This window comes from Sorangium sp. So ce363 (assembly GCF_051520435.1).
Classification (GTDB): Bacteria; Myxococcota_A; Polyangia; order Polyangiales; family Polyangiaceae; genus Sorangium; species Sorangium cellulosum_B.
In genome coordinates, this window is the sequence record NZ_CP150333.1 from 5,930,293 (window position 1) to 5,941,596 (window position 11,304).

The 11,304-nt window shown below is 72.3% G+C and carries 6 protein-coding genes; 3 read left to right on the forward strand and 3 right to left on the reverse strand.

Translation table 11 applies throughout. From position 1 onward, the window contains the following. Nucleotides 1-1,284 carry a glycoside hydrolase family 1 protein gene (locus WMF12_RS22240; RefSeq protein WP_437873523.1) on the reverse strand — a complete coding sequence of 428 codons (1,284 nt, stop codon included), beginning with the start codon at nt 1,282-1,284 and terminating at the stop codon, nt 1-3. Nucleotides 1,285-1,342: 58 nt separating this feature from the next. On the opposite strand from WMF12_RS22240, the gene WMF12_RS22245 reads away from it, so the two are divergent. Next, on the forward strand, nt 1,343-2,107 hold the full coding sequence (locus tag WMF12_RS22245; RefSeq protein ID WP_437873524.1) for a tetratricopeptide repeat protein: 765 nt from the start codon (nt 1,343-1,345) through the stop codon (nt 2,105-2,107). 419 nt (nt 2,108-2,526) lie between these two features. Then, nucleotides 2,527-3,777, forward strand: a complete 1,251-nt coding sequence (locus WMF12_RS22250) for a zinc-dependent alcohol dehydrogenase (protein ID WP_437873525.1) — start codon at nt 2,527-2,529, stop codon at nt 3,775-3,777. A gap of 49 nt (nt 3,778-3,826) precedes the next feature. Here the strand turns inward: WMF12_RS22250 and WMF12_RS22255 are convergent, their stop codons facing one another. Then, complete coding sequence (locus WMF12_RS22255; protein WP_437873528.1) at nt 3,827-9,520, reverse strand: sensor histidine kinase; 5,694 nt, start codon at nt 9,518-9,520, stop codon at nt 3,827-3,829. Between the two features lie 373 nt (nt 9,521-9,893). Continuing rightward, nucleotides 9,894-10,238, reverse strand: coding sequence for an ATP-binding protein (locus tag WMF12_RS22260; RefSeq protein WP_437873529.1), 345 nt, complete (start codon nt 10,236-10,238; stop codon nt 9,894-9,896). Nucleotides 10,239-10,273: 35 nt separating this feature from the next. Here WMF12_RS22260 and WMF12_RS22265 point away from each other — a divergent pair, with 35 nt between their 5' ends. Continuing rightward, nucleotides 10,274-11,293: a cation diffusion facilitator family transporter gene (locus WMF12_RS22265; protein ID WP_437873531.1), complete on the forward strand. Its 1,020-nt coding sequence runs from the start codon at nt 10,274-10,276 to the stop codon at nt 11,291-11,293. Nucleotides 11,294-11,304: the final 11 nt, after the last annotated feature.

An 11,304-nucleotide genomic window follows, 5' to 3' on the forward strand; every position in this document is an offset into this window, starting at 1 on the left:
TCACGCGGGCGCGACGCCGCGCTCGCTCCGCGCGCCGCCCGGGCCGTCTGCCTCGATGCGGCGCGCGCGCGCGATCCGGGCGTAGAGCTCGGCGCTCGGCCGCGGGCTGCGCTCCTGGGTCACGCGGTCGACCTCGACCAGCCCGAAGCGCGGAGCGTACCCCTCGGCCCACTCGAAGCCGTCGAGCAGCGACCAGTGCATGTACCCGCGCACGTCGACGCCGCGCTCGATGGCCCGCGCGACCTCCGCGAGGTGCCGCACGAGGAACCGCGGGCGCTGGTCGTCGTCGGCGTCGGCGATGCCGTTCTCCGTGATGTAGATCGGGACCCGGGCGCGGGGCCACCAGGCGTCGAGCACGTAGCCGAGCCCCTCCGGGTAGATCTCCCAGCCGAGATCGCTGACCTCCGCCCCCTCGGGGACGAGCCGCCGGAGGAACCCCGCGCGCGCGTGCGCCGCCGAGAAGCGGACCAGGTCGCGGCTGTAGTAGTTCACGCCGAAGAAGTCGTGCAGGCCGCTGTCGCAGACGGCGCGCGCGAACGCGTCGTTGAACAGCCGCTCGAAGAGGGCCGCCCACATGCGGTCGGCGAGCCGCCCGAACCGCTCCGGCTCGATGACGCGCAGGTGGTGCGCGACGCCGACCGAGATGGAATGCCCGCGCCGGCCCGCGGCCTCGTGCATGGCGCGGTACATGGCGGCGTGGGCGCGGAAGAGGTTCTGGTGGGCGCGCACCGCCTCGACGGGCGAGCTCCGCGCCGGCGGCCAGACGCCGAGCAGGTGGGCCTGCAGGGCGAGCATGTTGGGCTCGTTGATGGTGACCCAGAGCTGGCACAGGTCGCCGAGCGCCTCGACGGCGCGCTCGGCGAAGCGCGAGAGGAGCGAAGGCAGATCCTGCGAGAGCAGGCCGCCCCGCTGCGCGACCCAGCGCGGCAGGGTGACGTGATGGACGGTGACCATCGGGGTGATCCCGGCGTCCCGGTGCGCGCCGAGCACGTCCCGGTAGTGGTCCCACGTGGCCGGATCGAACTCGCCCGGCTCCCGCTCGACGCGGGCCCACTCGATGGAGAGCCGGTGCGCCCCCATACAGAGCCGCGCCTGGAGCGCGACGTCCTCGCGGAAGCGGTGCAGCTGGTCGCACGCGTCGTCCGGCGTGTCGCCGCCGCGGACGCGCCCCGGCTCGCGCGCGAACGCGGCCCAGTCGCTCTGCGCGCAGTGCCCCTCGACCTGTGTGGCGGAGGCGGCAGTGCCGAACAGGAACCCGTCCGGGAAGCGCAGATCCTCACCCATGAGCGCGCATCCTACGCGAACTCGCGCCGGGCGGCTGCCTTCCGGAGCATCCGTCCGATTGCTCCACGGGCCGGGCGCCGGTACGCTCGGCCCGGTGTGCGCGGCGCGGTGCGTAGATGCGGGGGGCGCGCGGCGGCGAGCGCGCGCCCTCGCCGCCGCCTCGCTCGCCGCGGCGCTGGTGCACGGGGCCGCGCCGGCCCGGGCGGACGGGGTCGGCTGGGCGACGGCGCAGGCCGCCGAGATGACGCGCCAGGCCGAGGCCCGCGCCGCGGCCGGCGAGGCCGACGTGGCGCTGCAGCGGTACCTGGAGGCGGTCCGCTTCGACGCGACCTACGGCCCGGCGTACCTCGGGCTGGGCGCGCTGTACGAGCGGGCGGGCGATCCGCGCGAGGCGGAGCGCGCGTACACCGTGGGGCTGGACCACGTGAGCGGCTTCGTCGAGGGCCACCGCGCCCGGGCGGCGCTGCGGTCGCGCGAGGGGCGGCGCGAGGAGGCGATCGCCGACCTGGAAGCGGCGGCGGCGCTCCGCGGCGACGACGGCAGGCTGCTCCAGGAGCTCGCGGCCGCGTACGTGGCGGCGGGCGCGCTGCCGGCTGCGCTCGGCGTCGCGCGGCGGCTCTCGGCGCTCGCCGCGCGGAACGGCGATCGCGCCCTCGCGGCCACGGCGACGACGCAGGCGCGCGCGCTGTCGGTGCTGGTCGGCGAGGCCGATCCCGTGCGCGCCGGCGGCGCCGATCGCGGCCCGGTCCGGCGCGCGCTCGCGCGGCACGCCGCGGCGCCTGCGCGGGGGAGCGCGGCGGATCGGCGGCGCGAAGGGCGGTGACGCCACGACGGCGGCCCGGCGGCCGTATCGGGCCGCGGGCGCGACCGGCGGCGCGGCTCGCTTGACCTCCTACCCGGTGAGCCGCCTACGGCTGAGGCCCTGTATCCAGGCCGGAGAGCCCGGATAACCGGGCTCCCCTGCGGCGGGCGGCCCCGGACGGGGCAGATTGTCACGATCGCCCCGCCTCCCGAGGAGCAGCGCGCCGCGGATGCGAGCAGCGCGCCGGAGCCGGATCTCCCGGCGATGTCCCGCTGGCACCTCGGTTGCTGCACCCTCCGCGCCGCGGTTGCACGCGCAGGCTGGCACGGGATCGGCACGGACACGCGGCGTCCAGGACCTCGGCCATCTCTGCAGAGCGCGGCGGCCTGTGCCTCTCGGCCGGCCGGCGCGCCGCCCCCCGAGGGAGAAAGCGAGAACCCATGAAGGCGGTAGTGTTTCACGGCGTCGGCGACATCCGGATGGACGACGTCAAGGAGCCGAAGATCAAGGAGCCGACCGACGCGATCCTCCGGATCACGGCGAGCGCCATCTGCGGGACCGATCTCCACTTCGTCCGCGGCACGATGCCGGGGATGGTGCCGGGCACGGTCCTCGGTCACGAGGCGGTCGGCGTCGTCGAGGAGCTCGGCGCCGACGTGCGGAACCTGAAGAAGGGCGATCGCGTCGTCGTGCCCTCGACGATCGCGTGCGGCTACTGCTCGTACTGTCGCGCCGCGTACTACGCGCAGTGCGACAACGCGAACCCGAACGGCAAGCACGCGGGCACGGCGTTCTTCGGCGGCCCCGCCATGTCGGGCCCGTTCGACGGGCTGCAGGCCGAGCTCGCGCGCATCCCCTTCGCGGGCGTCGGCCTCGTCAAGCTGCCGAACGGCGTCAGCGACGACCAGGCCATCCTGCTCTCCGACATCTTCCCGACGGCGTACTTCGGCGCCGAGCTCGCCGAGATCAAGCCCGGCGACACGGTCGCGATCTTCGGCTGCGGCCCCGTCGGCCTGTTCACGATCGCGAGCGCCAAGCTCATGGGCGCGGGGCGCATCCTCGCCGTCGATCGCGTGCCCGACCGGCTCGAGATGGCGCGCGAGCAGGGCGCCGAGACCGTCGACTTCTCCGCCGAGGACCCGATCGAGGCCATCCAGCGCCTCACCGGCGGCATCGGCGTGGACCGGGCGATCGACGCCGTGGGCGTCGACGCCGAGCGCCCGCACGAAGGCCCCGCCCACAAGGAGGCGAAGCAGCAGGCCAAGGCGTTCGACCTCGAGGTCAAGCAGATCGCCCCCAACGCGCGGACCACGGGCGACGCCTTCCGCGCCGGCGACGGGCCGTCGCAGGTGCTGCAGTGGGCCGTCCGGTGCGTGGCCAAGGCGGGGACCATCGCGGTCATCGGCGTCTATCCGCAGACGTCGCGCACGTTCCCCATCGGAGAGGCCATGAACAAGAACCTCACCCTCCAGATGGGCAACTGCAATCACAGGAAGTACATCCCGAAGCTCGTGGACCTCGTGCAGACCGGCCAGGTGGATCCCACCACGATCCTCACCAAGAAAGCGCCCCTGGAGTCGGCGATCGACGCCTACAAGGCCTTCGATCGGCGAGACGCCGGGTGGGTGAAGGTCGAGCTCCGCCCGTCGCGGGCGGGGGCGCCTGCCCACCTGGACCGCGCCGTCGCATAGCCCGGCGCCGCCTGCTCAAGGCGGCGCCGCGCCCCGCCGAAGGCGGCGCTCAGCTCGGCAGAGCGCTCGGATCGACGGTGCGCGGCGGCCCAGCGCGCGGCAGCTCGACGATGAACGTGGCGCCGGCGCCGGGCGCGCTCTGGACGCGGATCGAGCCGCCGTGCGCCTCCGCGATCCTGCGGCTGATGTACAGGCCGAGCCCCAGCCCGCCGTAGTGCCGGTTGGACACGGCGCGCTCGAAGCGCTCGAAGATCCGCTCCTGGCGCGCCGGATCGACGCCGATCCCGTGATCCCTGACCGAGAGCCACGCTATCCCGGCCTCCTCGCCGAGGACGACCTCGATGGGCTTGCCCGCGCCGAACTTGATCGCATTGGCGAGGAGGTTCGTCACGATCTGATCGACGCGGGAGCGATCCCAGCGGCCCACGATCCGGCCGCCGTCCCTGAGCGAGACCGAGCACCCGGCGCGCTCCAGATCGTGCCTGAATCGCGCGACCACGTCGTGGGTGACCTCCCTGAGGTCGACCTCGGCGACGCTGAGCCTCAGCCGAGCCGCGTCGATCTGCGAGACATCGAGGAGCTCGCTGTTCAGGCGGGTCAGGCGCGCTCCCTGCCGCAGCGCGCGGTCGACCTGCCTGCCCATGGCCTGCGGGTCCCAGATCCGACCCGACCGCATGGCCCGATCCATCGCCTCGAGCGTGAGCGTGAGCGACGTCATCGGCGTGTTGAGCTCGTGCGTCGCGACGGTCAGGAACTCGTCCCGCATCCGGACGGCCTCCTGAGCAGCACGGTAGAGCCGCGAATTGTCGATCGCCATCGCCGCCCGGCGCGCCATTTCCTGCACGAACTCGAGATCGGCGTCCCCGTAGCGGCGCCCCGGCACGGACGAGACGACGTTCAGCGCCCCGAGCGGCTGTCCCCGCGTCACGAGCGGCACGGTGATGGAGCTCTGTGTCCCGAGCTCGCGGAGGAGCCTCGCGTGCCCGTCGTCCTCGGCGTATCGCCGGAGGACTTCGTCCGAGATCTCGGGGAGCAGGAGCGGCTCACAGTCCCTGAGGACGCGGGCCGCCGGATGGGGCGAATCCCGGCCAGGAGGGTATCGCCGTCGTAGCTCGGCGAGCAAAGGCTGCTTCGCAGGATCTCTGTGGGCCGAGGCCGCGGGCCGAGTCTCTCCACCCTCGACGACATCGATGATGCACCAGTCGCAGAACGATCGCACGGACTGCCGCGCGAGCCGCGACAGCGTCTCCCCGTAATCGAGCGATCCGGAGAGGATCGCCCCGGCCTCGGCCAGGAAGGCCGCGCGCCGCTCGGCCGTCTCTGCGGCGGTCCGCGCGGACTGCTCCTTGGCGAGGAGCCGCGCGTTCTCCAGGGAGATCGCCGCCTGCGAGGCGAGGAGCGAGAGCGCGGTGAGCCGATCCCGCGTGAACGCGCCGGCGAGGAGGTTGTTCTCGAGGAAGAGCATGCCCACCACCTCGGCCCGCCTCAGGATGGGCATGCAGAGGAGCGATTTGGGCCGACTCCGCGCGAAGTAGCCGTCGCCGGAGAACGTGCCCGCATCGGCGGCCGCGTCGTGCAGGATGACGCGCTCCCCGGTCCGCCACACGTAGTCGACGAGCGACGAGGGGAGGCGCTGCGAGGAATCCACCGGCGCCGACTCGAGGGTGCTCACCACCGCCCCTCCTTCCTTGAGCGCGGCCTCCGCTTCGATCGAGAGCTTGCCGTCCTGACTCAGGAGGATGCAGGCCCTCTGCGCGCCGCCCTGCTCGAGCACGACCTCGAGCAGCGTGCGCAGGAGCCTGTCGAGGATGATCTCGCCCGAGATGGCCTGCGAGGCCTTGGTCACCGAGAGCAGGTCGAACTGCTCGGGCCGAGCCGCGAAGGTGGCGGTGAACGGGGTGGGCCTCGGCTCGCGGAGGCGCGGATTCTGCCTGTCGATCTGCGCCACCTTGCCGTCAGCGCCCCAGCGGGCGTAGCAGGTCCGCGCGTCGCCGAGGGTTGTGTCGGCGAACCTGTCGAGCCCCCGCGCTCGGTAGAACCGAGACGCGACCTCGCAAGCGACCGCCTCGTTGTGGACGAAGCCGCCATCGTGGGCCGAGCGGATGGCTTCTTCGTAGAGGCGCTCGGCGTCGAGATACCGGCCTTCGATGCGCGCGATCTCGGCGGCGACCAGCGCCGCGCGGTTCCCGAAGTTCTCGGGACAGTTCGTCGCCCATACCTCGAGCTGCTTGCGGTGGCCGACGATGGCATCCAGGTGCCGGGGCCGCTCGTCGGCGGTCGCCGCGTCGTGGTGCGCTGCCCGCGCGAGCGCGCCGTAGAAATGGTACTCCGCCGCCTCGAAGAACGACGCCGACGACCCGAGGAGCGGCGCTGCCTTCGACGCCGCCTCGATGGCGGACGCGTAGTCGCCCGCGAAGAAGCGCCCTTGCAGCTTGCGGATCCAGTACCAGCAGGCGGCGACCGTCAGGGTGGGATCGCTCATGACGTGCTGCTCGAACCGGCCCTCGTCGAACTCCGCGTCGTTGAAGGTGGAGAAGTCCGGCGAGAGGCCCCGGAGTGTCCGGATGAGCCGGCGGTTTCCGGTGAAGAGGTCGACGATGAGATCGAACCTCGCCCTCCGCGCGAACTCGAGCTCTCTCTTGGCCTCGCGCTGCACTTCATCGAGCACATCGCCGTCCGAGAGCAGGAGCGAGACCAGGGAGCTGCCGGCATAGGCAACATACGCGAGATCGCCGGTCTCCTGCGCCGCGTCGCGGGCGCGTCGCATGAGCTCGACGCTGGCGCGCAGGTGCCTCGTCCAGGGCAGGACCATGAACGCGAAGGTCGAGTAGACGCGGGCCTTGAAGCGGAGCAGCCCGTGCTTCTCCACCAGATCGAAGCCCAGCTTGCCGAAGCGGTACGCCGCCTGGTAGTCGCCGAAGCGCGGGCCGAGGCACGTGCTGAGGTAGGCGTAGGCGCAGCACGAGGCGTCGCTGTTGCCCTGCGTGATGCTGAGGTTCACGGCGCGACCCAGGATGAGGGCGAGCAGGTTGGCATCGGTGAAGTGCGCTGGCGCTATGGTCGACGTGAGGACGTCCACGGTCGCCCGCGAGACCGGATCGGTCATCGGGGGCAGGTTGATGAGCTCCTCGATCGAGCGGCTCCCGAGCCGCTCCCATACCCCCTCGTATTCCCGCTGGACCTCCTCGTCCGTCGGGTGCGGCGACCACGAGACGCCGACGCGCCGGAGGTATTCAAGGCAGGCCCCGACGGCGCGGTCGCTCCAGGTGAGGGTCGTGAAGAGCTCGACGCGCGTGCGCGCGACGGAGGCCGCCTCGTCGAGGTCCCGCGCGCGGCGCCAGAGCGAGGAGAGCCGCTCCTCCGCCGCCGGGGCGCCGGTGACGATCTCGCACTCGGCCAGGTGGAGCTCGATCGCGAAGGCGAGCTCGTACCGCGTGTCCCAGCTCTCCCCGCCCAGGAGCTCGGCGCCGACCGTGAGATAGCTCAGCGCCGAGGCGTAGGCCGTGGCTCTCCTGGCGCGCTCGCCCGCGACGAGGTTGAGCTCGGCCACACGCTCGCGCTCCTCTCGCGCCGTGATCAGCGCGGCGCCGCGGTTGAGCTGGCTCACGATCTCGAAGATCTTTTCCTCGAGCTCCTCGGGCGGCGTCCGCGACGAGAGCAGGCGGCCGATCTCGAGGTGCATCGCCGCCCGCTCGCCCTCGGGGATGAGCGAATAGGCCGCCTCCTGGATGCGGTCATGGAGAAACCTGTACGTGCCATCCGTGCGGAGGACGAGCCCTGCGCGGACGGCCTCCCAGAGGACCGCGTGCAACGCCCCCTCCGAGCGGCCATGAACCATCGCCAGGGGCGCGATCTCGGCGGTGTTTCCCAGACAAGCGAGCTGCTTCAATGCGTCCTGGGTGCTGGCAGGGAGCCGCATGAGCTTCCCGACCATCAGGGCCACCACGTTGTCGGTGAAGCCCTTGGCACGGATCTTCGTGAGGTCCCACCGCCAGACCTCTGCGTAGACGTCGAACTCGATCAGGCGCTCCTCGTGGAGCGCCATGAAAAACTGGATCGCGAAGAAGGGATTGCCAGCCGTCTTCTCGTGGACGAGGTCCGAGAGCGGCGCGGCGTCCTCGCGGCGGCAGTGGAGCGTGTCGCTGACGAGCTCCCTGAGGTGCTCGCGAGAGAGCGGGCCGAGCACGATCTCCGAGACGCTCGCGCCCCCCTTCCGCATCTGATCGAGCGCCAGCATCAGCGGGTGGGAACGGGTCACCTCGTTGTCGCGGTACGCGCCGATGACGAGCAGACAGCGCGTCTCGGGATCCGTCATCAGATCCTCGAGGAGCCCGAGGCTCGCCGGATCGGCCCACTGGAGATCGTCGAGAAAGAGCGCGAGGGGGCGCGCCTTCCGGGTGAACACCCCGATGAAACGCCGGAACACGACGCGGAACCGGCTCTGCGCCTCGGCCAGCGGCAGCGCGGCGACCGGCGGTTGCCGCCCGATGACGAGCTCGACCTGCGGGATCACGTCCACGATGAGCTGTCCGTTGATCCCGAGGGCGGCGCGCAGCCGATCCCGGACGGCCGCGAGCCGCTCCTCGCTCTCGGCGAGGAGCTCGAGCACCAGCTCCCGGAAGGCCTGGACGATCGTCGAGTACGGGATATCGCGCTTGCGCTGGTCGAACTTCCCCGAGATGAAGAATCCCCGCTCGCGGACGATCGGCTTGTGCAGCTCGCTCACCAGCGCAGACTTGCCGATCCCGGAATAGCCCGAGACGAGGACGGTCTCGGGGGATCCCGTGCCGACCACGCGCTCGAAGGCGGAGAGCAGCGCGACGACCTCGTCCTCGCGACCATAGAGCTTCTGAGGGATCTGGAAGCGGCCCGAGACATCGTGCGCCGCCAGGGGGAACGGCTCGAGCTTGCCGGTGGCCCGGAGCTCGACCAGGCACCGCTCCAGGTCGTGCTGGAGGCTGCTGGCGGTCTGGTAGCGATCCTCCGCCATCTTGGCGAGGAGCTTCAGGACGATCGCGGAGAGGATCTCGGGCAGCTCCGGGACGTGCGCGGAGGGCGGATGCGGGGCGCGGGCGACATGGCAGTGCACCCACTCGGGTGGATCCCGCGCCTCGAAGGGCAGGCGCCCGGTGAGCATCTCGTAGAAGGTGACGCCAAGGGCGTAGAGATCGGCGCGGCTGTCGATCGCCCGGTTCATTCGCCCTGTCTGCTCCGGGGACAGGTACGGCAAGGAGCCCTCGATGAGCCGCGCAGGCCCCGCCGGCGCCTGCTCGCGGGAGAGGCAGGACGCCAGGCCGAAGTCGGTGAGCTTGACCTGGCCGGTGGCCGCGTTGACGAGGATGTTCTGCGGTTTGAGATCCTTGTGAAGGATGCCCCGCTCGTGGAGCGCCGCCACGCCGGCCACGATGCGGACCGCGAGGTCGAGGAACCGCTCGGTTTGCATCGGCGCGCCGATGAAGTGATCGAGCGACTCGCCGCCGAAATCCTCCAGGACGAGCGCCGGCACCCCCTCGTACGTCTCGAGGGCCAGCGGCTTCACGATGGCCTCGTGGTTCAGCATCTTGCCGATCGCGTGCTCGTTCTTCAGGTGCTCGACGTCCTGCGGGCGGCTGCGCCTCGGGTCGATGATCTTCAAGATCACCGAGCGGCCATCGGCGCTCCGGACCGCTCGGAGCAGGCGGGTCCTCAGGCCCTCGTGGAGGGTCTCGACGATCGTGTAGGGGGAGGCTGCGCTCATCCCCATGGGAAAGGCACTCCGTGGAGCGCTGGCGCCCGGCGGCCTGGCGGCCCCTGGGGGCTGCCGTCAGCGCCGGAGCGCTCGAGTCCGCGCGCCTTGCCGAGACGACGTAACCACACGACCGGCGTGAGCGCATGGCGCCCGCCGGGGACCGCATTCTCTGCCACGGCCTCCCACGATCGTGTCACCCCAGCACCCCCTCTATCGATAGGTACCACGGGTCAGGCCCGGCAGTTCCGCGGTGCACGTCGCGGGCCCCGACGAGCAGGGACCTCCATGCTGGCCGCTGCCTTCGCGAGCGCTTGCCGCGGCGATCAGGCGGGCTTCGCTGCGCGTCGCGCTCGGGCCGGGGCACGCTGCCGGCCGGCGATCGCGGCCTTCAGGCCCGCCCGGGGGGACGCAAAGGGAGCTCAACGATGAACGCTTCCTCTCCTATCCCGATTCGCTGATCTCGGACGGTGATCCATGCCGAGGCGGCCTGCTTGCGCACGCCCACGTGAATGGGCCGACGCCTGCCGTACTTCATCGCGTTCGACAGGCGGTTGAGCAGGACCTGCTCCAGGCGGGACGTATCCGAGTACCCCACCACCGGCTCGTCCATCTCGATCTCTGTCGAGCAGCCGGCCGCCGAGAGCTGCGGGGCCATGCGTTCGACGATCTCGCGGTCGGGGCGCGTGCGACGTGGCAGCGCACCCGCTCGGGTGATCCCGACCACCACGCGCATGACGGGCAAGGGCGTCGCGGGGTAGCCTCCCGGCCATGAGCGGACCACGTCCTGCCGCCCGCCTCGGCGCCCGCCCCGACCCCGCCGCCCGCCTTGCCCCCGGCGTTGCGCCCGCCGCCCCCGCCGTCGACCGCGGCGCCGCTCCCTCCGCCGAGCGCCGCCTCGACCCTGCCGACCGCGCCCGCGCCGCGCTGCGCGCCGGGCGCATCGCGGCGCTGACCGCCGGCGGCCTCGCCCTCGGCAAGCTCATCGCCGGCCAGCTCGGCCAGTCGATGGCCGTGACCGCGAGCGCCGTCGACTCGCTCACGGACCTCTTCGCCTCCTCGGCGAACGCCCTCGCCATCCAGCTGGCCCACGCCGCACCCGACCGCTCGCACCCGTTCGGTCACGCGAAGATCGAGACGCTCGCGACCGCCGGTCAGGGCCTGCTCATCGGCGGCTCGGGGGTCTACCTGCTCATCGAGGGGATCCGGCGGCTGCTCTCGCCCGAGCCGCTCCGCCTCGCCGCCGTCACGCTCGGCGCGATGGCCGCCGCCGCGCTCGTCACCGCGGCGCTCGTGGCCTACCTCGGCCGCGTCGCCGCGCGCACCGGATCGAGCGCGATCCAGGCCGACGCCGTCCACTACCGCACCGACATCGCCGCGAACCTCGCGGTCCTCGCCGGCGTCGCCCTCACGTACGCGACGGGCTTCTCCCGCATCGACGGCGCCCTCTCGGTCGCGGTCGCCGTCTATATCCTCACGTCCGCGGGGACCCTCCTCCGGCTCGGCGTGCGCGACCTCATCGACACGAGCGCCCCGGAGGAGCGCGTCGGCGCCATCGCGGCCGCGCTCGACGCCATGCGCGCGCGCGGCGAGCTCCTCGGCCACCACAGGCTGCGCACGCGGATCGCCGGGCGCACGCTGTTCGTCGAGGTGCACATCGAGCTCCCGGGCGACCTCCCCCTCGCGCGCGCGCACGCGACCGGCGACCGCGCGCGCGACGCCATCCTCGCCATCGAGCCGGACGCAGAGGTGCTCGTGCACATCGACCCCGAGCGCGACGAGCCGGCGTGAGGGCCCCCGGC

Coding starts and splice junctions, on each gene's coding strand:
- WMF12_RS22260 (WP_437873529.1), bottom strand. CDS start 10,238: ATGCGCGTGGTGGTCGGGATCACCCGAGCGGGTGCGCTGCCACGTCGC.
- WMF12_RS22255 (WP_437873528.1), bottom strand. CDS start 9,520: ATGGGGATGAGCGCAGCCTCCCCCTACACGATCGTCGAGACCCTCCAC.
- WMF12_RS22265 (WP_437873531.1), top strand. CDS start 10,274: ATGAGCGGACCACGTCCTGCCGCCCGCCTCGGCGCCCGCCCCGACCCC.
- WMF12_RS22250 (WP_437873525.1), top strand. CDS start 2,527: ATGAAGGCGGTAGTGTTTCACGGCGTCGGCGACATCCGGATGGACGAC.
- WMF12_RS22240 (WP_437873523.1), bottom strand. CDS start 1,284: ATGGGTGAGGATCTGCGCTTCCCGGACGGGTTCCTGTTCGGCACTGCC.